27 protein-coding genes are annotated in these 24,099 nt (G+C 61.2%); 5 read left to right on the forward strand and 22 right to left on the reverse strand.

Annotated elements, in window-relative coordinates:
* Nucleotide 1: 1 nt before the first annotated feature.
* From G6N83_RS01860 to infC, 4 genes are all read right to left on the reverse strand, one after another.
* Nucleotides 2-802, reverse strand: coding sequence for a TrmH family RNA methyltransferase (locus G6N83_RS01860; RefSeq protein WP_165138738.1), 801 nt, complete (start codon nt 800-802; stop codon nt 2-4).
* Between the two features lie 84 nt (nt 803-886).
* Nucleotides 887-1,273 (reverse strand): 50S ribosomal protein L20, encoded by a 387-nt coding sequence (gene rplT / locus G6N83_RS01865; RefSeq protein ID WP_165138740.1) that lies wholly within the window; start codon nt 1,271-1,273, stop codon nt 887-889.
* A 28-nt stretch (nt 1,274-1,301) separates the two neighbouring features.
* A complete protein-coding gene (gene rpmI, locus G6N83_RS01870; RefSeq protein ID WP_165138742.1) occupies nt 1,302-1,496 on the reverse strand; it encodes a 50S ribosomal protein L35 in 195 nt (64 codons plus the stop codon).
* A gap of 45 nt (nt 1,497-1,541) precedes the next feature.
* On the reverse strand, nt 1,542-2,225 hold the full coding sequence (gene infC, locus G6N83_RS01875; protein WP_165138744.1) for a translation initiation factor IF-3: 684 nt from the start codon (nt 2,223-2,225) through the stop codon (nt 1,542-1,544).
* 176 nt (nt 2,226-2,401) lie between these two features.
* Here infC and G6N83_RS01880 point away from each other — a divergent pair, with 176 nt between their 5' ends.
* Nucleotides 2,402-2,806: a DUF1844 domain-containing protein gene (locus G6N83_RS01880; protein ID WP_165138746.1), complete on the forward strand. Its 405-nt coding sequence runs from the start codon at nt 2,402-2,404 to the stop codon at nt 2,804-2,806.
* Between the two features lie 7 nt (nt 2,807-2,813).
* Here G6N83_RS01880 and G6N83_RS01885 read toward each other — a convergent pair whose 3' ends face one another.
* The 6 genes from G6N83_RS01885 to G6N83_RS01910 form a co-directional block, all read right to left on the reverse strand.
* Nucleotides 2,814-3,599 carry an SseB family protein gene (locus G6N83_RS01885; RefSeq protein ID WP_165143031.1) on the reverse strand — a complete coding sequence of 262 codons (786 nt, stop codon included), beginning with the start codon at nt 3,597-3,599 and terminating at the stop codon, nt 2,814-2,816.
* On the reverse strand, nt 3,583-4,329 hold the full coding sequence (gene priA / locus G6N83_RS01890; protein ID WP_165138748.1) for a bifunctional 1-(5-phosphoribosyl)-5-((5-phosphoribosylamino)methylideneamino)imidazole-4-carboxamide isomerase/phosphoribosylanthranilate isomerase PriA: 747 nt from the start codon (nt 4,327-4,329) through the stop codon (nt 3,583-3,585). The genes G6N83_RS01885 and priA overlap by 17 nt, the downstream gene beginning before the upstream one ends.
* Before the next feature lie 57 nt (nt 4,330-4,386).
* Nucleotides 4,387-5,031, reverse strand: a complete 645-nt coding sequence (hisH, locus tag G6N83_RS01895) for an imidazole glycerol phosphate synthase subunit HisH (RefSeq protein ID WP_165138750.1) — start codon at nt 5,029-5,031, stop codon at nt 4,387-4,389.
* Nucleotides 5,028-5,648: an imidazoleglycerol-phosphate dehydratase HisB gene (gene hisB / locus G6N83_RS01900; RefSeq protein ID WP_165138752.1), complete on the reverse strand. Its 621-nt coding sequence runs from the start codon at nt 5,646-5,648 to the stop codon at nt 5,028-5,030. Before hisB ends, hisH begins: the two co-directional genes overlap by 4 nt.
* On the reverse strand, nt 5,645-6,682 hold the full coding sequence (locus G6N83_RS01905; protein WP_243843531.1) for a histidinol-phosphate transaminase: 1,038 nt from the start codon (nt 6,680-6,682) through the stop codon (nt 5,645-5,647). Before G6N83_RS01905 ends, hisB begins: the two co-directional genes overlap by 4 nt.
* A 110-nt stretch (nt 6,683-6,792) precedes the next feature.
* Nucleotides 6,793-7,173 carry a LysM peptidoglycan-binding domain-containing protein gene (locus G6N83_RS01910; protein ID WP_165138756.1) on the reverse strand — a complete coding sequence of 127 codons (381 nt, stop codon included), beginning with the start codon at nt 7,171-7,173 and terminating at the stop codon, nt 6,793-6,795.
* A gap of 258 nt (nt 7,174-7,431) precedes the next feature.
* Here G6N83_RS01910 and lexA point away from each other — a divergent pair, with 258 nt between their 5' ends.
* Genes lexA through G6N83_RS01925 form a run of 3 tightly spaced genes read left to right on the forward strand, consistent with a single transcriptional unit; the run spans nt 7,432 to nt 11,456 of the window.
* A complete protein-coding gene (lexA, locus tag G6N83_RS01915; RefSeq protein WP_165138758.1) occupies nt 7,432-8,115 on the forward strand; it encodes a transcriptional repressor LexA in 684 nt (227 codons plus the stop codon).
* Nucleotides 8,116-8,168: 53 nt separating this feature from the next.
* Entirely contained in the window at nt 8,169-9,530 is a 1,362-nt protein-coding gene (locus G6N83_RS01920) for a hypothetical protein (protein ID WP_165138760.1), read from the forward strand.
* The gene (locus G6N83_RS01925; protein WP_165138762.1) at nt 9,531-11,456 is read left to right on the forward strand and encodes a S9 family peptidase; all 1,926 of its coding nucleotides are present in this window, start codon (nt 9,531-9,533) and stop codon (nt 11,454-11,456) included. It begins immediately after the preceding gene.
* On the opposite strand, the gene hflX is transcribed toward G6N83_RS01925, so the two are convergent.
* Nucleotides 11,453-12,976: a GTPase HflX gene (hflX, locus tag G6N83_RS01930; RefSeq protein WP_165138764.1), complete on the reverse strand. Its 1,524-nt coding sequence runs from the start codon at nt 12,974-12,976 to the stop codon at nt 11,453-11,455. The genes G6N83_RS01925 and hflX overlap by 4 nt on opposite strands.
* 104 nt (nt 12,977-13,080) lie before the next feature.
* Between hflX and G6N83_RS01935 the strand changes: the two genes are divergently transcribed.
* Nucleotides 13,081-13,725 carry a class I SAM-dependent methyltransferase gene (locus G6N83_RS01935; protein ID WP_165138766.1) on the forward strand — a complete coding sequence of 215 codons (645 nt, stop codon included), beginning with the start codon at nt 13,081-13,083 and terminating at the stop codon, nt 13,723-13,725.
* Here the strand turns inward: G6N83_RS01935 and dapF are convergent, their stop codons facing one another.
* From dapF to G6N83_RS01990, 11 genes are all read right to left on the reverse strand, one after another.
* Entirely contained in the window at nt 13,726-14,577 is an 852-nt protein-coding gene (gene dapF, locus G6N83_RS01940; RefSeq protein WP_165138768.1) for a diaminopimelate epimerase, read from the reverse strand. It abuts the gene before it with no gap.
* Between the two features lie 60 nt (nt 14,578-14,637).
* A complete protein-coding gene (locus G6N83_RS01945; RefSeq protein ID WP_165138770.1) occupies nt 14,638-15,060 on the reverse strand; it encodes a GNAT family acetyltransferase in 423 nt (140 codons plus the stop codon).
* A complete protein-coding gene (gene miaA / locus G6N83_RS01950) occupies nt 15,057-15,980 on the reverse strand; it encodes a tRNA (adenosine(37)-N6)-dimethylallyltransferase MiaA (RefSeq protein WP_375782614.1) in 924 nt (307 codons plus the stop codon). Before miaA ends, G6N83_RS01945 begins: the two co-directional genes overlap by 4 nt.
* Nucleotides 15,977-17,527: a tRNA (N6-isopentenyl adenosine(37)-C2)-methylthiotransferase MiaB gene (miaB, locus tag G6N83_RS01955; protein ID WP_165138772.1), complete on the reverse strand. Its 1,551-nt coding sequence runs from the start codon at nt 17,525-17,527 to the stop codon at nt 15,977-15,979. The genes miaA and miaB overlap by 4 nt, the downstream gene beginning before the upstream one ends.
* 57 nt (nt 17,528-17,584) lie before the next feature.
* Nucleotides 17,585-18,043 carry a regulatory protein RecX gene (locus tag G6N83_RS01960; protein ID WP_208379689.1) on the reverse strand — a complete coding sequence of 153 codons (459 nt, stop codon included), beginning with the start codon at nt 18,041-18,043 and terminating at the stop codon, nt 17,585-17,587.
* Between the two features lie 200 nt (nt 18,044-18,243).
* Complete coding sequence (recA, locus tag G6N83_RS01965) at nt 18,244-19,290, reverse strand: recombinase RecA (RefSeq protein ID WP_165138776.1); 1,047 nt, start codon at nt 19,288-19,290, stop codon at nt 18,244-18,246.
* Between the two features lie 245 nt (nt 19,291-19,535).
* Nucleotides 19,536-19,760, reverse strand: a complete 225-nt coding sequence (locus G6N83_RS01970) for a DUF3046 domain-containing protein (RefSeq protein ID WP_165138778.1) — start codon at nt 19,758-19,760, stop codon at nt 19,536-19,538.
* A 6-nt stretch (nt 19,761-19,766) separates the two neighbouring features.
* The gene (locus G6N83_RS01975; protein WP_165138780.1) at nt 19,767-20,087 is read right to left on the reverse strand and encodes a helix-turn-helix domain-containing protein; all 321 of its coding nucleotides are present in this window, start codon (nt 20,085-20,087) and stop codon (nt 19,767-19,769) included.
* Between the two features lie 154 nt (nt 20,088-20,241).
* Nucleotides 20,242-20,775 (reverse strand): CinA family protein, encoded by a 534-nt coding sequence (locus tag G6N83_RS01980; protein ID WP_165138782.1) that lies wholly within the window; start codon nt 20,773-20,775, stop codon nt 20,242-20,244.
* A gap of 20 nt (nt 20,776-20,795) precedes the next feature.
* On the reverse strand, nt 20,796-21,377 hold the full coding sequence (gene pgsA, locus G6N83_RS01985; protein ID WP_165138784.1) for a CDP-diacylglycerol--glycerol-3-phosphate 3-phosphatidyltransferase: 582 nt from the start codon (nt 21,375-21,377) through the stop codon (nt 20,796-20,798).
* The gene (locus G6N83_RS01990) at nt 21,377-24,043 is read right to left on the reverse strand and encodes an FtsK/SpoIIIE family DNA translocase (RefSeq protein ID WP_165138786.1); all 2,667 of its coding nucleotides are present in this window, start codon (nt 24,041-24,043) and stop codon (nt 21,377-21,379) included. The genes pgsA and G6N83_RS01990 overlap by 1 nt, the downstream gene beginning before the upstream one ends.
* Between the last annotated feature and the right edge of the window lie 56 nt (nt 24,044-24,099).

The following is a 24,099-nucleotide window of genomic DNA, read 5'->3' on the forward strand; positions in this document are numbered from 1 at the left end:
ATTACGAGGAGGAGCGCTGTGCGAACGCGCTCTCGTACAAGCACACACTCGCGGCGCTCGCCAAGTTCAAGGACTCCGCCGAGCCGTAGATGGGAAGTCGGAGTGAAGCGTCAACAAGGCTGAGCGACTCTTCATCGAGGCCGCGCGCCTCGTTCCCAAATAGCCATGCTGTTGGCGCGGAGAGCATCTCGCGCGCTGCCAGAAAGTCCTCTCCGCCCACATCCGCGGCGATCACGCGGACACCCGCCGCGCGTGCACGCTCTACCACCGCCGGTAGTTCGACTCCGACACACACGGGTAGATGGAAAAGCGACCCGGTAGTCGCTCGCACGACTTTGGGATTGTAAAGATCGACGGTACGCCCGGTAAGGATGACAGCATCCGCTCCCGCGGCATCCGCAGCACGGATGATGGTTCCGAGGTTTCCAGGATCACGCACCTCTTGGCACACAGCGATAAGACGTGGGGATGCCGCGAACACGTCGCGCAGCGACGTCGGTGTTTGCCGGGCGACGGCGAGAATTCCCTGCGGAGTGACGGTATCTGCCATCGCGTCGAGTACCGCCTCAGTCGTGTAGACGACCTCTATTTCAGCATCGGCTGCTGCGTCCCGGAGCTCAACGTGTCGCTCCATCGCCGAGGGAGTTGCGAAAAGCTCCTCGACGCTATCCGGGCGATACGTCAAGACCTCGCGAGCGGCCTGCGGCCCTTCGAGCAGAAACAGCCCTGTTTCAGCTCGCGCGCTGCGTTTGTGGAGTTTGGCAACAGCGCGCACGCGCGGGGATCGCGGGTTCTCAAGCACGGCGCAAGTCTATGGCGAAACTTCACACCCAAACGACGAAGGGTGCCCCCTCGCGGGGACACCCTTCGTCGTTATGTGCAGCTACTACGCAGAAACCTTCGCAGCGTTGACGTCACTCGGGAGCGCCTTCTTGGCGGTCGCGACAAGTGAGGTGAACGTGGCCGGGTCGTTGACCGCGAGGTCAGCGAGCATGCGACGGTCTACCTGAACGCCGGCAGCACCCAGTCCCTGGATGAAGCGGTTGTAGGTGAGACCGTTCTGGCGGCTTGCAGCGTTGATGCGCTGGATCCACAGACGGCGGAAGTCGCCCTTGCGCTTGCGGCGGTCGCGGTAGGCGTAAACGAGCGAGTGAGTGACCTGCTCCTTAGCCTTGCGGTACAGACGCGAACGCTGGCCCCGGTAACCGGAGGCGCGCTCGAGAATGACGCGACGCTTTTTGTGGGCGTTGACGGCCCGCTTTACTCTTGCCATTTCTTATATTCCTAACGTGCTTCGGCGCTCAGCGACCGAGGAGCTTCTTGGCCATCTTGGTGTCAGCCTTGGACAGGACCTGGTCCTTGTTGAGGCGACGTGTGCGACGGCTCGACTTGCCCTCGAGGTTGTGGCGCATACCGGCCTGCTGCTTCTTGAGCTTTCCGCTGCCGGTGATCTTGAAGCGCTTCTTGGCACCCGAGTGGGTCTTCTGCTTCGGCATCTTCTCTTCCTTCGTTGTCATCCCGCGATGCGGGAGTCGGGGGGCCTACTCGGCAGCAGCCGGTGTGGGCTCGTCTGGGGTGGAGCGCGCCTGACGCGCGGCTTCCTTCGTGGCGGCACGCTGTGCGTTCTGCTCCGCCTTCGCCTCTGACTTGTTCTTATGCGGTGCAACGACCATGACCATGTTTCGACCGTCGATCGTCGGGTTCGACTCAACTGTGCCGAGATCGGCTACGTCCTCGGCGAACTTACGTAGAAGCTTCACGCCCTGTTCGGGACGCTGTTGCTCGCGTCCACGAAAGAGAATCATGGCCTTGACCTTGTCACCGGCTTGCAAGAAGCCCTCCGCGCGCTTGCGCTTGGTTTCGTAGTCGTGGGGCTCGATCTTCAGGCGGAAACGAACCTCTTTGAGAATCGTGTTGGCCTGATTACGTCGAGCTTCCTTAGCCTTCTGGGCGGCTTCGTACTTGAACTTCCCGTAGTCCATGATCTTGACCACAGGAGGCTTCGAGTTCGGAGCTACCTCGACGAGATCGAGATCTGCGTCCTGCGCGAGACGCAGGGCGACCTCGATGCGGACAACGCCGACCTGTTCGCCAGCCGGGCCCACGAGGCGTACCTCGGGAACGCGAATGCGGTCGTTGGTTCGGGGATCGCTGATGCGGAACTCCTCTTCGTGCGGTTTATGCCACCGCGACGAAGGGTTCGACGCGGGCGAAAACAGAATCATTCCACCCAGCGCGACCTAAAGCGTCGGCTTTACACACCCTGGACAACCTGTCTCATATGAGACAAGCGGAGTGCGATGACCCGGTAGCCTGGAACGGCAAGCGCGGGTGGGATGTAATCCACTTTCATCCGGAGCAAAACACTCCGGCGCTCGCACAGTCTAGCAGAGAGCACACCGTGGAATCGACTCAGCCGTCCGAAGAGCCTACCTTTACCCCAGACGAGCGCGAAGAGCGCTGGGAGGAACAGGATCGAGCTGCTTCTGCCGCGACGCGTGACATCGCAGATGTCCCCGCTGTGGAGATCATCACGACAGCTGCGGTTCACCTCATGAGTGCCGCAGCTGTGAAGCTCGGTCTCGCCGATGACCCGGACACCCAAACAGACCTCGACGAAGCGCGCAAGCTCATCAACGCGCTGGCGGGGCTCATCACCGCAGGCGCGCCCGAGATCAGTGACATGCACGCTCGCTCGCTTCGCGATGGCCTGCGCTCACTTCAGCTCGCCTTCCGCGAGGGCTCCGCGATTCCTGATCCCATCGGTAAAGCGCCGGGCGAGAAGTGGACCGGTCCCGTCATTTGAAGGAACTTTAGCTCGATGCGCGCAGTGTGACCTGCAGCGAATCAACCAGCGTCGCTATCCGGTCATCGGCTGCCCAGCGTCGGGCAAGCCGTGTCAGAACCGCATCGAGCTGCTCCTGAGCGAGTCCCGCGGCGAGATCCAGGCGCACAATTAGCTCAGGTCCCCGCAGGCGCCCCTCAGGGTCGCCGTCAGCGACCGCGAAATCGATCACTGACATCTCGGTCGAAATGCTTTCTTCAATCCCCGAGAAGACCTCTGACGACCGAAAACTGGGCTCCCACCGCTCCTCGTGAGCGAGCGCCCAAACAGCGGGGCGTCGCAAAACATATTCCGTAGGCGACCCGGGGTCGATCACGATCAAGTCGGTCTGCTCAGTCACGGCAGCTACCGCAGTCCGGCGCCCATCTGCCGGCACCGGGCGCGCCACCGCATCCCAGGACTTCATCGTTTCTACCGAGGTGAAAACCGGCATGACCGTGCGCCCGTCCGGTGCGCTCACTGTCACGATCGAGAGCTCTTGCGTTTTGTCAACGCGAAGTCCGTTCGGCGCCACCCCCTCTTCGCCCTTTTGGGCGACAAGCGGAATCAGCACGCGCGCAGCGCGATAGGACTCGATAATCGCAATGGAGTCCCGACCTTTTCCGCGCCGTGCCTGCAGCGCGGCGAGAAGTGCAGGGTCCGCAGCACCGGTATCGGCAGAATGAGTATTCGGCTCGAACTGGCGCCCCTCCCAGGGAACGCCCGCTGAATCACCGGGTACGCCCGAGCTGGATCCGTCAGCCTCCGGCGACATCAAGCGCTTCTGCCAGCGTGAAGGCACCGGCATAAAGCGCTTTGCCCACAATGGCACCCTCCACTCCGAGGGGTACGAGCTCACGTAGAGCGGCTATGTCATCGAGATTCGAAATTCCACCGGATGCCACGACAGGCTTCGGCGTGCGGGTTGCGACCTCGCGAAGCAGCTCAAGATTCGGCCCGCGCAACGTGCCGTCTTTCGTGACGTCCGTCACGACGTAGCGGCTGCATCCTGAGTTCTCGAGACGCTCAAGCACCGCCCAGAGGTCGCCACCGTCTCGCGTCCAGCCCCGCGCAGCCAGCGTCGTTCCGCGCACATCGAGACCGACCGCGACGGCATCACCGTAGCGGCTGATGACATCGGCTGCCCACTCGGGGTTCTCCAGCGCTGCGGTTCCGAGGTTGATCCGCGCCGCGCCCGAATCGAGGGCGGCTTCGAGCGAAGCATCGTCGCGGATGCCGCCCGACAGCTCTACCTGCACACCTTTCACCTGCTTGATTGCCCGACGAAGCACAGCGGTGTTGTTGCCGCGGCCAAATGCGGCGTCAAGGTCGACGAGGTGAATCCACTTCGCTCCTTGGCGAGCCCAGTCAACGGCGGCGTCGACAGGATCGCCGTATTCGGTTTCGCTGCCGGCCTCTCCTTGAGTGAGGCGGACTGCTTTGCCGCCGGCGACATCGACCGCAGGAAGCAGGGTCAACTCGGGTGTAGACGCAAAATCGTTCATAGCTCCTCGTGCAGACGCTGACGCGCGGTCGCGCGTCCCAGGGCACAAGCTGAGAGACTAGCCCGTAGGTAGCCCCTTGATCCAGTTGGAAAGCAGACGAATGCCTGCGGCCCCTGATTTCTCGGGGTGAAATTGTGTCGCGGACAACGGACCGTTCTCGACTGCGGCAAGGAATGGAGAGCCGTAGTCGCACCAGGTCAGAGCCGGTGACGGAAACGGCGGCATCGTTTCAAGGTGCCACGCCTGAGCGGCGAACGAGTGCACGAAGTAGAAGCGCTCGTGCTCGATGCCCCGGAAGAGCTGCGAATTCTCACCTGCACGAACGGTGTCCCATCCCATGTGCGGCAGAATCGGCGCGTCGAGCTCCGTCACGACTCCTGGCCACTGCCCCAGTCCCTCGGTGTCCTCGCCCCGCTCGACCCCGCGGCCAAAAAGTACCTGCATCCCGACGCAGATTCCGAGAACCGGACGCCCCCCGGCAAGGCGACGGTCAATGAGTTCGTCGCCTCGGCTCGCTCGCAGCGCGTCCATGACGGCGCGGTACGCACCGACTCCCGGAACAACGAGTCCGTCAGCATCGGTAACGAGCGCGCGATCTTTGGTAAGGCGGGCATCTGCACCAGCGGCGATGAGCGCCTTGACCGCTGAGTGCACGTTTCCCGAACCGTAGTCGAGAACTGCAACAACGGGCCTATCACTCACAGGGCACCTTTCGTGCTGGGAACACCCTCGATCAGTGGATCGAGGGACTTCGCTTGACGGAAAGCGCGGGCGAAGGCCTTATATTCCGCTTCCGCAATGTGATGAGGATCGCGTCCGCCCAGCACACGAATGTGCACTGTGAGAGCTGCGTGAAAACTGATCGCTTCGAAGCTGTGTCGCACCAGCGCGCCGGTGAAGTGCCCGCCAATTAAGTGGTGTTCGAAGCCAATCGGTTCCCCGGAGTGTACGAGGTAAGGGCGTCCGCTGATATCTACCACCGCCTGCGCGAGGGCTTCATCTAGCGGGACGAGGGCGTCACCGTAACGCGAGATACCCGCTTTATCGCCGAGGGCCGTGCGGATGGCTTGCCCGAGAACGATCGACACGTCTTCGACGGTGTGGTGAGCGTCGATGTGGGTATCACCGGAGGCGCGCACTGTCAGGTCGGTGAGCGAGTGCTTGGCGAAAGCAGTGAGCATGTGATCGAAAAACGGCACACTCGTGTCAATCGCGCTGCGGCCGCTACCGTCGAGATCGAGCTCGAGCTCGACATGAGATTCACTGGTTTCGCGGTGCACAGCGGCGGTTCTAGTAGCCACGGGAGTCGAGGACGTCATGAGCCTGAGTGTACCGACGCCAGCGCGTCGAGGAATGCCGTCGTCTCCTCATCAGTGCCTGCTGATACCCGCAAGTGACCGGGAATTCCGACATCACGGATGAGTACGCCACGGTCATAGAGCGCCTGCCATGTAACGGACGTATCTTCGACACCGCCGAAGAGCACGAAGTTGGTCCATGAAGCGTGTGCCTCATATCCGAGCGCCTCGACGGTGGCAGAAATACGGTCGCGCTGCGACACGATTTCGTCGACCATCTGCAGCATTACCGGTGCATGGCGAAGTGCCGCAGTAGCTGCAGCCTGCGTAAGGCTACTGAGGTGATAGGGAAGTCGTACGAGACGCAACGCATCTGTTACCGCCGGGTCTGCCGCGAGGTATCCCACTCGCGCGCCAGCGAACGCAAACGCCTTGCTCATTGTGCGCGACACGATGAGTCGTTCGCGACCCGGCAGTAGTGTCAGCGCCGATCGTTCCTCGCGAGGAGCGAACTCTTGATATGCCTCATCGACAACGACAATCCCTGGAGCGACCTCGTATACCGCCTCGATGACGTCGAGGGGCATCGGAGTACCCGTCGGGTTATTCGGAGAGCAGAGAAAGACCACATCGGGTGCGGCCTCTCGCACCTGCGATGCGGCGCTGTGAGCGGTCAGGGAAAAGTCAGAATCCCGCTGACCGGCAACCCATGCTGTCCCCGAAGCGCGGGCGAGCAAGGGGTACATCGAGTATGTGGGCGCAAAGCTCATTGCGCTTCGTCCTGGGCCGGCGAATGCTTGCAACACATGTTGCAGGACTTCATTCGAACCGTTTGCTGCCCAAATTTGATCTGCGGTCAAACCATGACCGAGATACTCCGCGAAGCCTTCTCGCAGTGCTGTGAATTCCCGGTCCGGATACCGGTTGATGTCACGAAGAGCCAGCGCAATCGAATCGAGGATGTCATCAGCAACATCAGCCGGGACTGGGTGCGTGTTCTCGTTGACGTTGAGCGCCACAGGGAGGGGCGCCTGAGGTGCACCGTAGGGGGTCATCCCGCGCAAGTCATCGCGGAGGGGCAGGTCTTCTAGACGAACGCTCACCCGCTCTATGGTACTTCCGCACCGCGGGTCCTCTTCAAAGTTGAGAGAGACGAGGTACCCGGCTATTGCGCTGCGGAGTATTCAGACGGAATAGCGAGCGTTTGACCTGCCGCGACCACGGCGCCATCGAGCGAGTTGAAACGGATGAGTGCATCGACGACATCGCGAGGATCAGCCGCCGGGGCGATCTCCTCAGCAATCGCCCAGAGCGTGTCACCTGTAGCGACAGTGATCGTCTCGAAAGTGCCAATAGCTGCACCGTTGTCACGTGAAGCAAGCGCTGATCCTCCACTGAGCAGCGCGAATGCCAACGCGACGGCGATCGGCGTCGCAGCAACCGACAGCAGAACGCGGCGTCCGCGCTGCGTCATACGCAAGCGTGTTGCAGTGTGACGCGTGGCTGGCGCGGTGGACAAGAAAGGTGATGCGCTGATCGTGGTCATTCTGACTCCCATCTGGCGAGGAAGTTTCGTACTGAGCACTCGGCCAGGAGCACTCAGTACGAACTTCTCTTCCGAAGCTATCTTCGATTTACAAAACAGTCAAGCTGCAACTACTTCGGAAACCGATCGAACGCGACACGCGGCACGTTGTGCATGTTCAGGCTCAAATACGGATACCGTTTCGATACACGGAGCACATCACCAACCTCCGACATTCGAATACCGCTGCCGGACGGCCGCGAGACGGGAGCCATCATCATGAGCGACACATCCGCCGGCGCACAGCGTCCGCAGACCCGTCGGCGCAAGAGCCTGAGCGACAAGCAGATCGCGATTCTCGAAGTTATTCAGCGCTCGATCAGCGCTCACGGGTACCCGCCGAGCATGCGCGAAATCGGTGACGCCGTGGGGCTCAAATCGTTGTCAAGCGTTACTCATCAGCTCAATCAACTTGAGTTGAGCGGCTACCTGCGGCGCGACGCTGGAAAGACTCGAGCAATGGAAGTATTGATCGATCTCCCCGGCGTTTCCGGCGAGAATCCAGCCGACTCAGCGCCGCCCGTCGGCGACGCCGCTCTTGTCCCGCTGGTGGGGCGGATTGCGGCCGGTGTTCCGATCACTGCGGAGCAGCAGGTCGATGAGATCTTTCCGCTCCCCCGCCAGCTCGTCGGAAAGGGCGATCTCTTCATGCTGAAGGTGTCGGGAGAGTCCATGATCGATGCCGCGATCTGTGACGGCGACTGGGTGGTCATTCGTTCGCAGCCAACAGCAAACAACGGCGACATCGTGGCCGCGATGCTCGACGGCGAAGCGACGGTCAAGGCATTCCGCCAGCGTGACGGCCACACCTGGCTGCTCCCCCGTAACAGCGCGTTCGAGCCTATCCTCGGTGACGAGGCCGTTGTCCTCGGGAAAGTCGTCGCAATCCTCCGCGCGGTGTAGCGCGATACCGAGAGATCGCTAGTCTGGGCGTCAACCAGGGGAAGGTTGAGCACATGACCACTGAGCTTGACGAGCTGCGAACGAAGATCGCGCTGTTGCAGGCCGAGAATGCGTCACTGCGAGATAGCTCTTTGACCGTGAGCAGTCAGAATGCTTTCAGCGAGAAGCGACGCCACAGTTGGTGGCGTGGACTCATCTCGGCGCTCTGCCTCACGATGGCGGCCGTCATCATTCCAGTGTCTGTCGTTGGCAGCTGGGCACGCGTGCAGCTCGTCGACGAAGACAGCTTCGTGTCGACGTTTGCCCCGCTGATCGATGATCCCGGAGTTCAGACAGTGATCATCGACCAGGCCACGGCGGCAATCGACAATGCCGTAGATATCGATGGGTTGACGAATGATCTTTTCGACGGACTCAGCACGCTGGATCTTCCGGCAGCGGCAAGCAGCGCGGTCGATCTTCTTCGCGCTCCCGCAGCTGCTGGCGTAAAGAGCCTCATCGAGTCGTCGATTTCGCAGATCGTTAGCTCTGATGCCTTTTCTTCTGTGTGGCGGACAGCACTAGAAGCAAGCCATAAATCGCTGGTAGCGGTGGCGACCAACGATGGGTCGGGAGCAGTCTCGATAGACGACAAAGGTCAGCTCGGCATCCAACTCGGACCAATCATCGAAGAACTCAAGACCCGAATGACCGACAGGGGCTTCAGTTTCGCCTCAGCGATCCCCGCGATCGACACGACGATCGTGATCGCGCAGTCCGATGCACTGCTAGCTCTCAGTGCGGTCTACAACCTCGCGGCAACCGTCGGCTACTGGCTGCCGTTCGCCGCCATGGCGATGTTGGCTATCGGCATTTTGATCGCACGGCGACGAACAACTGCCCTCATGGGTGCCGGAATCGGTATTGCGCTCGGTGCCGGTGCGCTCGCAGCGACCCTCACTGGTGCCAATGTGGTCATTGGCCTCAACGCTGGCTCCATCGGAATACCTGCGGCGACCCTGCAGTCCGTCTATTTCATCGTCGTCGGAGGCATGCGGGATACCGCGCTCGTACTCGTTTTCCTTGGCGTGGTCGTTGCCCTCGCCGCTTGGCTCAGTGGTAGGTGGAGCCCCGCGGTGCGCACTCGCGCCCTGGGCGACTCACTAACAACGAGTGCGCGTCGAGGGCTGCAGCGCCGCGGCCTCAACACCGGCGTTTTCGGGATCTGGCTCGCACAGCAACGAATTCTGGTGCGAATTATCCTTATCGCTCTGACCGTTCTCACCCTGTTTTTCCTACGCCCCCTCACATTCGGCGATGTCATCCTGACCGCTGCAATCGGGCTGATGACGTGGCTTATCGTGTCTCTTTTGAGCCGCCAACCTTCGGACGCCGAATCGAGCGTCACTTCTGTCGACGCGCCAGTGGAGAGCTAAGTGCCGAAACAACTCCCGTATGGTTCCTGGCCTTCACCACTCAGCGCGTCCGATGCAGCCACATCTTCTGCTCGTTTTGACGGTGCACGGTTCGTTGGTGACGACGTCTGGTGGGGTCAAGGACTCCCAGCAGAAGGCGGACGCACGACCGTACGCCGTCGACGCGTCAACGGCGCGGTCGAAGACATCCTGCCTGCCCCGTGGAATGCACGTTCCCGGGTACACGAGTACGGTGGCGGCGCGTGGACCGTCACAACCAGCGGAATTCTTCTCTTCAGCGAACGTTCCGACGATCGTGTCTGGGCGATGGAGCCTGGGAGCTCGCCATACCCGCTGACCCCTGTCGAAGAGGGAGCCCGCTATGGTGGTCTTCGCTTCGACGCTGACGTGTTGCTTGCGGTACGTGAGCGTCACACTTCCGAACGAAAAGTGCCAGCACGCGACATCGTGAGCATCCCCCTCGATGGCTCAGCTGCCCGCAGCGAGAACGCACTGCGCGTGCTGGCATCCGGCTCTGATTTCGCGGCCCAGCCTGCCCTGTCGCCGGATGGCACCCTCCTTGCCTGGATAGCGTGGAACCACCCCGACATGCCCTGGGACCAAACCACACTTCGCATAACGACTCTTGCGGGCTCCGACATCGGCTCGACCATCGTGGTAGCCGGCGGCAGCGGTTCCGCGCCGCTCCAGCCGGTGTGGAGCAGCCCGACGGAGATCACGTTCTGCGACGATCCGACCGGTCGTTGGAACCTGTGGCGATACCGAATTGGTCATGCCCCCGAGCCAGTCGCCCCCGCAGACGCGGACACCGGGGGCGGGCTCTGGGTTCTCGGCGCTCGCTGGTTCGCGACGCTAGAAGACGGGCGAGTCGTTTGCCTTCGCACGAACGGTTCCGACGATGTCGTCGTGGTCGATCCCAAGTCATCAAGCGCGCGAAAGCTCGACCTACCTCTGTCGTCTCAGCTCAACGTCGAGGACTCCCGGGGCACCAAGGTTTTGATCACCGGCTCGGGCGCGCGCGTCTCATCGGGCGTCTGGCTTGTAGACATCGATTCCGGGGTGTACAGCGCAATCGCCGGCGGCAGCACCGGAGCCGAAGACGAATGGATGCCGCAGCCGCGCGCCGTTTCATTCTCCGGCGCTCGCGGCGCTGTGCACGCGTTCGACTATCCTCCCCAGAATCCCAACGTGTCGGCGCCTTCTGATGAGCTGCCGCCGTACGTGGTTTTTGTGCACGGCGGTCCCACGAGTCACGTCGGCGGCGCTGTGTCGTCGAAGATCATGTATTTCACGTCTCGCGGCGTCGGCGTACTCGACGTCAACTACGGCGGCTCGACAGGATACGGGCGTGCCTATCGCGAGCGGCTGCGCGGTCAGTGGGGTGTAGTCGATGTGGAAGATGTGGCCGCGGCTGCCGCCGGCCTCGCCGCTGAGGGGCACGCAGACCCACGGCGACTCGCGATAGAGGGCGGTTCAGCTGGCGGGTGGACCGTTTTGTCAGCTCTCGCACGCACCGATGTCTTTTCGGCAGGAATTTCGCGCTACGGAGTAGGCGACGCTCGGACCCTCGCCACAGATACACACGATTTTGAAGCGAGATACCTCGATGGGCTGATCGGGCCGCTGCCTGATGCCGAGAGCCTGTACGAGGAGCGTTCGCCACTCACTCACGTCGACGGATTCACCGCTCCCATGCTCATTCTGCAGGGCGCGGACGACGCCGTCGTGCCGCCGTCGCAAGCAGAGGCCATCCGCGATGCCCTGCGGGCACGTGGCATCCCTCTCGCTTACGTCCTTTACCAGGGTGAAGGCCACGGTTTTCGACGCCAAGAAACGATTGTCGACTCTCTCGAGAAAGAAATAGCGTTTCTTGGCAAAGCGTTCGGCTTCACGCCCGACGGCGTCGCAGCGCTCGAGCTTTCTTAAGACTGAAGCGCGAAAGCCGAAAGCTCCGCCGCGAGCCTGGCCGAAACGTGCGCATGCAAGAGTGTGCCGTCGTTTCGATGTTCCTCGCTGATGATCAGCCCGGTTTCGTGCACCGCTGAGACCAGCTCGCCACGGTCGTAAGGCACAAGGGCGTGCACCTCCACCGCGGGCAGCGGCAGCGCCTCTTCTATCGCGGCGCGAAGCGTATCGATGCCCTCGCCGGTGCGCGAAGAAACGAAGTACGCGTTTGCAACCAGACCACGAAGGATGAGTCGCTCATCGTCATCGAGTAGATCCGCCTTGTTGAAGACCACAAGCTCGTTCGTTGACCGAGCACCGACGTCTCCCAGAACGTCTCTCACGGTGGCAAGCTGCGCTCCCGGGTCCGGATGGGAACCGTCGACGACGTGAACGATGACATCGGCATCTCCGACCTCTTCGAGAGTCGAACGAAATGCCTCCACCAGTTGGTGCGGCAAATTTCGAACAAAACCGACGGTGTCGGTCAGCGTGTACACGCGACCATCGGATGCCTCGGCACGCCGCACCGTCGCATCGAGAGTCGCGAAGAGCGCGTTCTCGACGAGCACGCCAGCACTCGTAAGCCGATTGAGAAGGCTCGATTTCCCCGCGTTCGTGTAGCCAGCGATAGCTACCGACGGAATCGTGTTGCGCTTGCGCTCGGCACGCTTCGCGTCACGACCGGGCCCAAAGTCACGAATCTGGCGACGAAGCAGTGCCATCCGGGTACGAATACGGCGGCGATCAAGTTCAATTTTCGTCTCACCGGGCCCACGAGATCCCATCCCGGCGCCACCGGCACCCACCTGGCCACCCGCTTGTCTGCTCATCGAGTCACCCCAACCACGAAGACGCGGGAGGAGATATTCGAGCTGAGCAAGCTCAACCTGCGCCTTACCCTCGCGGCTTTTGGCGTGCTGGCTGAAAATATCGAGAATCACTGTTGTGCGGTCGATGACTTTGACCTTCACAACGTCTTCCAGCGCGCGACGTTGGCTAGGCGCCAGTTCGGTATCGGCGATCACCGTGTCGGCTCCGACAGCAGCGACAACGCCGCGGAGCTCTTCGGCCTTACCGCGCCCAACATATGTTGCCGGGTCGGGGTGCGGTCGACGTTGAAGCAGACCATCGAGCACGACGGCGCCCGCCGTCTCGGCAAGAGCTGCCAGTTCGCGCAGCGAGTTTTCGGCATCCTGCTGCTGTCCCTGCGGGTGCACACCGACGAGAACGACATTCTCGAGACGCAGCTGCCGATATTCGACCTCTGTGACATCTTGAAGCTCAGTTGAAAGCCCAGGAACGCGGCGGAGCGCGGCACGTTCCTCACGATCCCACTGGTCTCCGTCGGAGTCACCGTAGGCGTCCGTACCAGCCGCTTGAAGCGCCTGGGCATTTCCGAAGGTGCGCAACCCCGCGCGACCCTCTGATCGCGCGAGAACGCGGTCTACCGCATCGATTGGCTCGTTTTCAGAGCCTGTGACGTCAGACGTCTGCGTCATTGTGTCCTTTCACCCGGAGCCGGCGACGCAAATATGTCTGCGCTTTCCGGCTTCTCTCAACTTTAGCTTCCCGCAAACGCGGTGTCCTCCGATACGCTCTCAGAATGTCGAGCGACCACTATTTCAGCGCGTCGCCCGCCAGTCCCGAGAAACTTCGCACTCTCAAAGTGACCCTTGCCGGCCGCGACGTCGAACTCACCACTGCTGGTGGGATCTTCAGTCCCGACAGGCTAGACACGGGGACGGCGGTGCTGTTTGCGCACACCCCACCTGCACCGTCAGGCGGCAATATCCTCGACCTCGGCTGCGGCTGGGGTCCGATCGCACTCTCACTTGCCCTCGAATCGCCCCACGCCACGGTATGGGCTGTCGACGTAAACGAACGTGCGCTCGATCTTGTCAAGAGGAACGCAGAGACCCTGAGGCTCTCTAACGTCAACGCTGTCAAGCCCGACGATGTTCCCGACGAAGTGTCATTTCGCAGCATCCGTTCAAACCCGCCGATTCGCGTTGGAAAAAACGAGCTGCATGGCTTGCTCGAGCGGTGGATCCCCCGACTCGACGAGAGATCGGATGCATGGCTCGTCGTGCAGCGAAACCTCGGCTCAGACTCTCTCCAGCGATGGATCGCCGCCAGCTTCCACGACGGCTTCAGCGTCCACCGCGCCGCAACCGGCAAGGGGTACCGCGTACTGAAGGTCCGCCGACACGGTTCACCACCTACCGAGCCGATCTCGCTCCCCGAGTAGCTAGGCGAGCGTGATCTCGCCCGAATACACGAGCGAAGCCGGGCCAGCGAGATGAACGTGGCCATCGGCCATACGAACCGCGAGAGTGCCTCCAGGAACCTCGACGAGCCAGCTATCGGGAGCAGCAGGACCCGCCCAGTGATGCACGGCGAGTGCGCTAGCCGCGACCCCTGTGCCGCAACTGAGCGTCTCCCCAACGCCCCGCTCAAAGACACGCATACGCAGGGACCCAACGCCGTGCTGTACAAGCGGGTCAGCGGGCACAACAAACTCGACGTTCGCGCCCGCCGCCGGGTCCGGATCAAGAATCGGTCGATACGTCAGGTCGAGACTGTCGAGGTCGCTATCAGCGGGAAGTGCCACGACGACGTGCGGGTTTCCCACGTCGATACCCAAACCTGGACGAGCGACGTCTAGGCCCTTGGCGCGGACGCGATACTCTGCGTCCGCGACCTCCCAGCGCCCCAAATCGACTTCGAAGCCCCGCTCGTGGCGCCTGAGCACCTTCAGGCCGTCCCGTGTAGCGATCGGAGTCTCGTTAATCTCAGCGAAGCCGTGATCCGCGAGATAACGAGCAAAGACCCGGATGCCGTTTCCGCACATCTCGGCGGCCGAGCCGTCCGCGTTGCGGTAATCCATGAACCATTCGGCAGCAGACTCGTATGCCGCACCTTCAGATATCGCCGAGGTGCGCACGACCCGCAAGAGACCATCAGCGCCGATACCGAAATGGCGATCACACAGCGCTGCAACCTGAGCATCAGACAGATCGAGAGAGCCGTCAGGATCGGCCACGATCACGAAATCGTTGCCGGTCCCATGACCTTTCGTGAACGCAATGGTGTGTGGCATCCATCAATTCTAGGCCGCTCGCCTGCGACGCAGGTCTAGGCATCTCGCATTCACTGCGCGCTAGTCCGCGATAAGTCGCTTGCCCGTAGACCACACGTCGAATGCCTCGTATCCGAGCGCATCATAGAAGCCACGAGCAGATGCGTTCTCTGGTCGCACCATCAACTGGACTTTTGGGCACCCCATCGCAAGCAGCCGTTTTTCCGCTTCAGCGACAAGCGCCCGGCCGACGCCGGAGCCACGATACTGACGAGAACTTGCGAGATAGTACAGCCAGCCTCGATGTCCGTCGTATCCCGCCATCACTGTGCCGACGACTTCTCCCTCGCGCTCCGCGACGAGAAAGAGTTCGGGCTGAACCGCAAGCTTTCGCTCGATGTCTTTGCGTGGGTCGTTCCAAGGCCGAGTCAGTTCGGCCTCTTCCCACAGTGTGATGACAGGTTCGAGGTCTTCGGAGCCAAAAACGCGAATCACGACAGTCACTTTTGATCCACCAAATCTGCAGCATCACAGCCGGAGTCGACCCACTGCACACCCGAGAGACGCTTGAACCACGACACCTGGCGCCGGGCATACCGCCGTGTCAGCGCCTGCGTCTCAGCTATTGCGTCCGACTCGGACTTCTCGCCCCGCAGCTGTGCCAACGCCTGCGCGTACCCGATCGCCCTGCCTGCGGTCACACCATACTCGAGCCCGATGTCGCGCAATTGCGCAGCCTCTGCCACCAAACCCTCGCGCCACATTGCCACGACGCGTTCATCCAATCGCTCGACCAGCTCAGCTCGAGGCACGGAAACACCCACAACGGTCGTCTCTCGATGCCAGAGGGCAGGCTCTTCCGGCAACGCAGCACCGTGGGTACTCTCGCCCAGCTCGATGACCTCGAGAGCCCTGACGACGCGTCGTCCATTTCTAGGATCCACGCGCTCTGCGGTTGCCGGGTCAAGCTCACGAAGTCGATCAAAGAGGACCCCTGGACCGCTCGAAATGAGCTCTGCTTCTAGTCGCGCACGAATTCCTTCATCTCGAGGAGGAAAACGAAAATCGTAAACAACGCTCGACACGTACAAACCTGATCCGCCCACCAAAATGGCGTCGGCGCCACGGGAGTGGATATCAGTAATCGTCGCTCGCGCCGTTTCTTGAAACCATGCAACTGCAGCTTCTTGTGTCACATCCAACACATCGAAGAGGTGGTGCGGTATGCCGCGCCGATCCGCTTCGGCGAGCTTTGCGGTACCGATATCCATTCCGATATACAGCTGCATTGCATCGGCATTTACAACCTCGACCGGGCGCGCGCGCTCTCGGAGGACTTCGGCGAGGTCGAGTGAGAGGCGTGTTTTTCCGGTTCCGGTTGCACCCACGACCACCCAAAGTCGGGGCTGGGCAGTCAGAGTCACACGCCGATACGAAGCGACGGAAGACCGAGCGAAACGGCTCCCGAGCTTGCCGCCTGCGCGGCGCCCGTCGGAACGCCACAGGAATCTGCCTGCGAGCGATCCCACGCGTCGCCGGCCCGCGTACGACGTATGCGCAATGGCGCGCCGTCGAGTGAATCGGCCAACAGGTGAAAAGGAGCCGCGTGAGTGATCTCCACTGACACCACATCGCCCGGGCGAGGCTGGTCGGAATGAGCAGGCAGCTCAAAGTGCACGAGTCGGTTGTCTTCAGCGCGCCCTGTAAGGCGGTGAGTCGCGGAATCCTTCTTACCCTCGCTCTTCGAAACGAGAACCTCTACCGTGCGACCGATCTGAAGCTGGTTCTCTTCCAGGCAGATGCGATCCTGGAGCGCCGCCAATCGTTCGAAGCGCCGCTGCACAACGTCTTTCGGCACCTGGTCCGGCATCGTCGCGGCCGGTGTGCCCTCACGAATCGAGTACTGGAAGGTGAAAGCGCTCGCAAACCGGGACTGCTCCACAACACGCATGGTCTCTTCGAAGTCCTCTTCGGTCTCACCAGGGAAGCCGACGATGATGTCTGTCGTGATTGCCGCGTTAGGGATACGCTCCCGAACACGATCAAGGATGCCCAGAAACTTCGAACTGCGATAAGAACGCCGCATCTCTTTCAAAATGCGGTCGCTCCCAGATTGCAGGGGCATGTGAAGCGAGGGCATCACGGCAGGTGTCTCGGCCATCGCGTCGATAACGTCATCGGTGAACGCTGCCGGATGCGGGCTCGTGAAACGAATCCGCTCTAGGCCTTCGATCTCACCGGCAGCGCGCAAAAGCTTTCCAAATGCTTTGCGGTCACCGAACTCAACACCGTAGGAGTTCACGTTCTGTCCGAGCAGGGTGACTTCAACAGCACCGTCTTCTACCAGAAGGCGGATCTCGTTGAGAATGTCGCCGGGTCGCCGGTCTTTCTCTTTGCCTCGCAGGCTTGGCACGATGCAGAACGTGCAGGTGTTGTTGCAGCCGACCGAGATCGAGACCCACCCGCTGGATACTGAGTCACGTTTCGTTGGAAGCGTCGAGGGAAAGACCTCGAGCGACTCTAGGATCTCAAGCTCCGCCTCACCGTTGTGGCGCGCCCGCTCGAGGAGGGTCGGAAGTGAACCCATATTGTGGGTACCGAAAACAACATCGACCCACGGAGCCTTGTCAAGCACCGTGTCCTTGTCCATCTGAGCAAGACAACCGCCGACAGCGATCTGCATACCCTCATGCTTGTCTTTGCGCGATTTGAGGTAACCGAGAGTTCCGTAGAGCTTTCCCGCCGCATTGTCGCGAACAGCGCAGGTGTTGATGATCACGACATCCGGATCGTTGCCCGTCTCTGCCTTCACATAGCCCGCGCTCTCCAAAGACCCCGACAACCGCTCAGAATCATGCACGTTCATTTGGCACCCGAAGGTGCGCACTTCGTAGGTGCGTGCGCGACCACTGGCGTCGCGCGCGGCGACGGATGGCGAAATGAGAGTGGGAGCGGACGAGGGCAAAGTCATGATGTACCCCATTCTACGAGCCGAATGCCGGTGTGGCACGCGAGCAAGAGCTGCGAGCTAGTCCAACTCCTCGAGCGCTTGACGCGCCGCACTCAGCGCAACGCCTCCGGGAAATCCGCGGCGGCCGAGCTGGCCCGTCAATCGACGCAACGCGGCCTGACGCTCGACAGAACGCAGTGATCGCGCCTTGGAGCGCGCGAAGTCAAGAGCGCGGTCGCTGTCGTCATCGGGAAGCTCAGCCAGCGCCGTGTCGGCCACGTCTCGGGATATCCCGCGTTGCATCATCGTTTGCGCGATCGCGCGACGACCTTGCCTCTTTCGCTCCATGCCGGAGTAAATGAGCTGCTCCGCCAGAGCAGCGTCATCCAGGTACCCACGCTCCAGGAAAGAATCGATCACAGCTTGCTGTGCGTCAGCGTCTGAGACGTGCGCCCCCAGCACTGCGCGCGCTTCTCTTATCGAAAGTGAACGAGCACGTAGTTTTCTGAGAAGCGAGTTCTCAGCTGCAGCGATCATTGCCTCAGGGTCCGCATCGTCCGCACCCTCGCTGCCAAGCACCCGTCCGCCACGCGAGGGAGGGGGCGCTCCGCGGCGAGCTGAACCCTTGCGGGGGGAATCCGAACTCGAATTGGGGGTCGCGCTACCGCGGCCGCCGAAAAGGGGTGTGACGGGGGCAAGCGACTCCGGCTCGCCCCCGTCTTCAACAAAATGGACCACTATGCCGGGCGACGCGCCGCGAGCTCGTCAGCGGCAGCATCAGCCTTCGGCTGTCCGATGCCGAGCTTCGCTTTGATCTTCGACTCGATTTCGTTAGCGATATCGGGGTTCTTCAGCAAGAAGTTTCGAGCGTTCTCTTTACCCTGACCGAGTTGTTCACCTTCGTAGGTGTACCAAGCTCCAGATTTCTTCACGATCAAGTGTTCGACACCGAAGTCGATCAGGCTGCCTTCACGAGAAATGCCGACTCCGTAGAGGATGTCGAACTCAGCCTGTTTGAACGGCGGCGCCATCTTGTTCTTCACGACCTTGACACGCGTGCGGTTACCCACTGCCTCGGTGCCGTCTTTCAAAGTCTCGATGCGACGGATATCAAGCCGGACAGACGCATAGAACTTTAGAGCTTTACCGCCCGCTGTCGTTTCGGGTGAGCCGAAGAAGACGCCGATCTTCTCGCGCAGCTGGTTGATGAAAATCATCGTGGTGTTCGTCGTGTTGAGACCACCGGTAAGTTTACGAAGCGCCTGAGACATCAAACGTGCTTGAAGACCGACATGCGAGTCTCCCATTTCACCCTCGATCTCGGCCTTCGGCACGAGCGCGGCAACAGAGTCGATAACGACGAGGTCGACTGCGCCGGAGCGCACGAGCATGTCGGCGATCTCGAGCGCCTGCTCCCCGGTGTCTGGCTGAGAGACGAGCAACTGGTCGATATCAACGCCAAGCTTCTGGGCGTAGTCGGGGTCGAGCGCGTGCTCGGCATCAACGAACGCTGCGATACCGCCAGCACGCTGCACATTAGCGATCGCATGGAGCGTAAGCGTGGTTTTACCTGAAGATTCAGGACCGTATATCTCGATGATGCGCCCACGGGGCAGACCACCGACGCCGAGAGCAACGTCCAGCGCGATAGACCCCGTTGGGATGACCTCGACCGGTGCGCGGTCGTCGCTACCCAGTCGCATAACCGAGCCTTTTCCGAACTGACGGTCGATCTGGGCGAGGGCCGATTCGAGGGCTTTCTCGCGGTCTGCGGGTGATGGCATAATTTGCTCCTTTTGCTCGCGTCCGTGTCGCCTGTAGGCTGTCGCGCTCCCACCCGGATGGGTGGGACGCTGCGACAAGGCTTGTGATGTGCGGGGACGTTGTTCACGCTACGAGGGGCCTCCGACATCGCGTCGAGCGGCATTCAAAACGTGGACTCGATCCTTCGAATATCACCTGTGCAGGAGACTATGCCGATATCGAACAGATATTCGACGACACGCCGAGAGAGCGGCATCCAGAATCGTCAGCGGCGACGAGGCTCTTGCCGGCCTGCGCCGTATCGCCGGTTGAGCGGCACGTCAGTTTCCGCACACAACGCGAGCCACACCTGACGCGGCGGAACGCCAGCGGCGAGAGCTTGAGCAGCGGTACGGTCGCCGACTGAAGATAACACCAAGTCGACCGTCAATACGGAGGCCTGCGCGCCAAATTCTTCAGAAACGGCGCGATCGAATTCGCTACGGCGCATCGAGCGTTAGCGGAGGGAGAGCTCAGGCTCAGCGAGTTCAGCATCGAGCGCGACCAAGTCATCCGGAACAACATCGGGGAACGTCGGCATGCCTTCGAGCACAGAAAGACGGTCGCTCACCTCGCGCATAATGATCGAGATAGGAACCTCGAGCGCCTCAGCGACCGACGCCAAAATTTCACTCGATGCTTCTTTCTGGCCACGCTCTACTTCGCTGAGATAACCGAGTGCAACGCTCGCGCGTCCGGCGACCTGACGGAGAGTGCGTCCCTTTTGCTGGCGGAAGTCGCGTAGGACTTCACCAATTTCGTGACGAACTAAAATCATCTCGGGCCCCCTCCTCACTGCTAGTTCCGTTGTTCTTACGGGTGCATAACGTTATAACACCGCGTTATGCCAATCTAATCCCGACGGCGACATCATGGGCCGCAATCGAACAATGTAACGCCTGTGAAATACATGAGATTGTCGTAAAACAGCTTCAGAGCGCCGAAAGGGCAAGCCTGAGTGACCGGCGCACGGTTTCGGCGCGGATCGCCTCACGGTCACCCTCGAGCACAAAAGACTCGACCCTGGTGCCGAGCGGCGTAGACACCGCGATATGAACAGTGCCCACCGGCTGTCCGTCTGGAGAGCCCGGACCCGCGATCCCTGTCGTTGCAATTCCGACATCAACACGTGTGTCACCATCGGCGAGAACGTCGCGCACCTTGTCCGCCATCTGTCTCGCAACTTTCGACTCAACAGCTCCGTGGAGCTCCAGCAGAGTGGCATCGACACCGAGTACGGTCTGTTTCACATCTGTCGCGTACGCGACGATGCCGCCACGCACGTGAGCGGATGCACCGGGCACAGCAACAAGAGACGCAGCCACGAGCCCGCCAGTGAGAGATTCGGCCGTCGCGACAGTCCAATTCAATTCGTCGAGCCGAGCGAGTAGACGTTCCGCGTCGCTCCTGCGCTTTTTCCTGCGAACGATAGTCGTCTCTACATCGAGGTCATCGATTTCACCCATCGGTGCCGGCTCATCCGACCTCACGATTGCTCACTCGGGTTGCGGTTGGCTCTTGCTCCGCGCACTTCCGACACGACATAGTCGAGACCGCTGGCAATTGTCAGTGCGACTGCAATCCACATGGTGACGGTGTTCACCCAGTCGACCCACCCGCCAACGAGAACCGCGAGCGGCGCTAGAGCAAGCGCCAACGCAACCGCCTGCGCGACAGTTTTGAGTTTTCCCATCCATGCCGCGGCCAACACGTGATTGTTGACGACGATGAAGCGGTAGATCGTGATCCCGACTTCGCGCACAAGAACGACGATCGTGACCCACCACGGCAACTCACCAAGAATCGAAAGACCTATGAAGGCCACACCGGTGAGCACCTTGTCAGCGATGGGGTCGAGAAGCTTGCCGAGATCGGTGACGATGTTGTACTTGCGTGCAATGTAACCATCGATACCGTCCGTTGCAATCGCAAGGACAAAGAGCGCTGCAGCCCACCACCTCAACGTGCCGTCGCTGCCGTTGTCGGCGAGAAGCATCCAAAGGAAAACAGGTGCGCAGAGGATGCGCGCGATCGTGATCGCGTTCGGCAGCTGCCGAGGAGCCGCCATCAGTCGCGCCCCGTCAATTGCCACGCGTCTTCGGAGCCCTCGTCGTCCTCGACGACGGGGACCCCCTCGAACTGCTGGTCCACCGGATCCGCTCCACTAGGCACGGCGGCCTCGTCACCACGAAGTCGCGCCAAGACGCCCGGCAACTGCTCCGATGTGACCAGCACGTCCCGCGCCTTCGACCCCTCGGAAGGCCCGACGATCTCCCGCGATTCGAGCAGATCCATAAGTCGTCCTGCTTTTGCGAATCCGACACGCAGCTTGCGCTGCAACATTGAAGTCGACCCAAACTGCGACGTCACGATCAGCTCGGCAGCGGCCAAAAGCAGATCGAGGTCGTCACCGATATCCGCGTCAACTTCCTTCTTCGCGGCGACAGCAGCAACGTCGGAACGATACTCAGGACGTGCCTGAGCTGTCACGTACTTGACGACGGAGTCGATTTCTTCTTCCGTCACCCATGCGCCCTGTACACGTATCGACTTGGCTGTACCCATCGGCAGGAAGAGCGCATCGCCTTGCCCAATGAGGCGATCGGCACCCGGCTGATCGAGAATTACTCGAGAATCTGTGACGCTTGTGACCGCAAAGGCCAATCGAGACGGAACATTGGCTTTGATCAGGCCAGTGACGACGTCGACGCTCGGCCGCTGTGTGGCAAGGACGAGGTGGATGCCACTCGCACGAGCGAGCTGCGTGATGCGAACAATCGAATCTTCCACGTCGCGTGGGGCAACCATCATGAGGTCGGCGAGCTCGTCCACGACCACGAGGAGATACGGGTATGGCTTCAACACCCGTTCGCTGCCAGGCGGAACCTCCAGGGTGCCGGCGACGACAGCCTTGTTGAAGTCGTCAATGTGGCGGAATCCAAACGACGCGAGATCGTCATAGCGCATGTCCATCTCTTTCACGACCCACTGCAGCGCCTCGGCTGCTTTCTTGGGGTTCGTGATGATGGGCGTGATGAGGTGCGGAACACCCGCATAGTTCGTAAGTTCCACGCGCTTCGGGTCGATCAGAACCATTCGCACATCTGATGGCTTTGCGCGCATCAAAAGGCTGGTGATCATCGAATTCACGAAGCTAGATTTTCCTGAGCCGGTGGAGCCTGCGACGAGCAGGTGGGGCATCTTGGCAAGGTTTGCGATGACGAATCCCCCACCGACATCTTTACCGACCCCGATCGTCATGGGGTGAGTCTGCTGCGCCGCGGCGGGCGAGCGAAGCACATCACCGAGCGTGACGGTCTCACGATCTGTGTTGGGTATCTCTACACCGATTGCGCTCTTGCCGGGGATCGGAGCGAGGATGCGCACTTCGTTCGAGGCGACGGCATACGCAATGTTGTTCGTCAGCGCGGTAATGCGCTCGACTTTAACTCCGGGGCCCAGTTCGATTTCGTACTGGGTTACTGTCGGTCCGCGTGAGAAACCGGTCACGCGTGCATCGATGCCGAACTGCTCGAATACGCCACGGATGGCTTGCACAACGCGATCGTTCGCTTCAGACCGCGCTTTCGGTGGCGTACCTGACGAAAGTGTCGCAACCGATGGCAGGCGGTAGGCGGCAGCTGGCGGCATGCGGTCACCCGAGCCTCCGAAGCTCGAGACGCTCGTGTCGTCAACACCATCGACTTCAGCCGCGTCGCCGTCATCGTGGATGGCGGTGCCGCCACCAGCTGCGGCACGTTGAGCCTCGGCGCGCACCGAAGGAGTAATAACTTCTGTCACGGCGTCCGGGAGCGGAGGAAGAGGCGGGGCGCTGACGATCGCCTGATCAAAACCGCTCGGGCCCGATTCGCCAGAGAAAAGCAGCTCGGTGAGGTCATCAGAGCCGAGTTCGTTCTCCGGGTCTTTTTCACGGCCAGTTTTGTTGCGTCGCCACCACGGCAGCTCTCCCGTCGCCCCAGAATCGCTCTCGCTCACGGCGTTTGCTTCTGAAGGAGCAGATTTCTCGGGGCGTTCGGCGTCAAACATCCATGCGTAGAGATCACCCAGGCGAGTGCCGATGCGGTTGGGGGGCGTCTTCGTCAAAATCAGAACACTCAAAACCGCGAAAATCCCCAGCACGATCGCCGCGCCGACATTCGTCAAAAAGAGCGCGAGTGGTTCACCGATCATCCAGCCAAAAAGACCCCCCGCAGCGCTTAGAGCGGGGAGGCCCTCGCTCGGCGCAGGCCTCCCGCCGAAGACGTGGCAGAAGCCCGCCACGGTCAAGACGAAAAGCACAAAACCGATCCCAATGCGCCCGTTGTCGTGCACAGAGGAAGGGTGCCGGAAAAGCCAGCCAGCTAGTAGCAGCAACAACACCGGCAAAATAAACGAAACCCGGCCTACGAGCCCACCGACGCTGTAGGCGCTGATGAGGCTCGATGCCGGAGTGCCGATGAGGAACCATTCGACGACAGCGCCGACGACAGCGAGCAACACGATGAAAAACGGGAGCCCATCGCGACGCTGGTCTTTTTCGAGGTTCTCGGGGCCGAACGCGCGGAACAGTCCGCCGGTGGCGTGGGCAAGTCCAAGCCACATGCGAGCGATAACAGGGGGCTTGTCGGTATCTCCCACGTAGCGCTTGGGAGCAGGTTCGGGTTTACGGGAACGTGACGCAGACCCCTTCGCGGCGGCGCGACCGCGCGTTGTCGAGCTGGAACTCTTGGGCATGCATCCCACGGTACGACCGACCACCGACGTCGAGCGGTAGCGACGCGGAATCCCCG

Origin of the sequence: Microbacterium endophyticum, from assembly GCF_011047135.1 — a bacterium.
GTDB lineage: Bacteria > Actinomycetota > Actinomycetes > Actinomycetales > Microbacteriaceae > Microbacterium > Microbacterium endophyticum.

Excerpts from the sequence above, each read along its gene's own strand:
- rplT (WP_165138740.1), bottom strand. The coding sequence starts at position 1,273 with ATGGCAAGAGTAAAGCGGGCCGTCAACGCCCACAAAAAGCGTCGCGTC.
- rpmI (WP_165138742.1), bottom strand. The coding sequence starts at position 1,496 with ATGCCGAAGCAGAAGACCCACTCGGGTGCCAAGAAGCGCTTCAAGATC.
- infC (WP_165138744.1), bottom strand. The coding sequence starts at position 2,225 with ATGATTCTGTTTTCGCCCGCGTCGAACCCTTCGTCGCGGTGGCATAAA.
- G6N83_RS01885 (WP_165143031.1), bottom strand. The coding sequence starts at position 3,599 with ATGTCGCCGGAGGCTGACGGATCCAGCTCGGGCGTACCCGGTGATTCA.
- priA (WP_165138748.1), bottom strand. The coding sequence starts at position 4,329 with ATGAACGATTTTGCGTCTACACCCGAGTTGACCCTGCTTCCTGCGGTC.
- hisB (WP_165138752.1), bottom strand. The coding sequence starts at position 5,648 with ATGACGTCCTCGACTCCCGTGGCTACTAGAACCGCCGCTGTGCACCGC.
- G6N83_RS01905 (WP_243843531.1), bottom strand. The coding sequence starts at position 6,682 with ATGACCCCCTACGGTGCACCTCAGGCGCCCCTCCCTGTGGCGCTCAAC.
- G6N83_RS01910 (WP_165138756.1), bottom strand. The coding sequence starts at position 7,173 with ATGACCACGATCAGCGCATCACCTTTCTTGTCCACCGCGCCAGCCACG.
- lexA (WP_165138758.1), top strand. The coding sequence starts at position 7,432 with ATGAGCGACACATCCGCCGGCGCACAGCGTCCGCAGACCCGTCGGCGC.
- G6N83_RS01920 (WP_165138760.1), top strand. The coding sequence starts at position 8,169 with ATGACCACTGAGCTTGACGAGCTGCGAACGAAGATCGCGCTGTTGCAG.
- hflX (WP_165138764.1), bottom strand. The coding sequence starts at position 12,976 with ATGACGCAGACGTCTGACGTCACAGGCTCTGAAAACGAGCCAATCGAT.
- G6N83_RS01935 (WP_165138766.1), top strand. The coding sequence starts at position 13,081 with ATGTCGAGCGACCACTATTTCAGCGCGTCGCCCGCCAGTCCCGAGAAA.
- dapF (WP_165138768.1), bottom strand. The coding sequence starts at position 14,577 with ATGCCACACACCATTGCGTTCACGAAAGGTCATGGGACCGGCAACGAT.
- miaB (WP_165138772.1), bottom strand. The coding sequence starts at position 17,527 with ATGACTTTGCCCTCGTCCGCTCCCACTCTCATTTCGCCATCCGTCGCC.
- G6N83_RS01960 (WP_208379689.1), bottom strand. The coding sequence starts at position 18,043 with ATGATCGCTGCAGCTGAGAACTCGCTTCTCAGAAAACTACGTGCTCGT.
- recA (WP_165138776.1), bottom strand. The coding sequence starts at position 19,290 with ATGCCATCACCCGCAGACCGCGAGAAAGCCCTCGAATCGGCCCTCGCC.
- G6N83_RS01970 (WP_165138778.1), bottom strand. The coding sequence starts at position 19,760 with ATGCGCCGTAGCGAATTCGATCGCGCCGTTTCTGAAGAATTTGGCGCG.
- G6N83_RS01975 (WP_165138780.1), bottom strand. The coding sequence starts at position 20,087 with ATGATTTTAGTTCGTCACGAAATTGGTGAAGTCCTACGCGACTTCCGC.
- G6N83_RS01980 (WP_165138782.1), bottom strand. The coding sequence starts at position 20,775 with ATGGGTGAAATCGATGACCTCGATGTAGAGACGACTATCGTTCGCAGG.
- pgsA (WP_165138784.1), bottom strand. The coding sequence starts at position 21,377 with ATGGCGGCTCCTCGGCAGCTGCCGAACGCGATCACGATCGCGCGCATC.
- G6N83_RS01990 (WP_165138786.1), bottom strand. The coding sequence starts at position 24,043 with ATGCCCAAGAGTTCCAGCTCGACAACGCGCGGTCGCGCCGCCGCGAAG.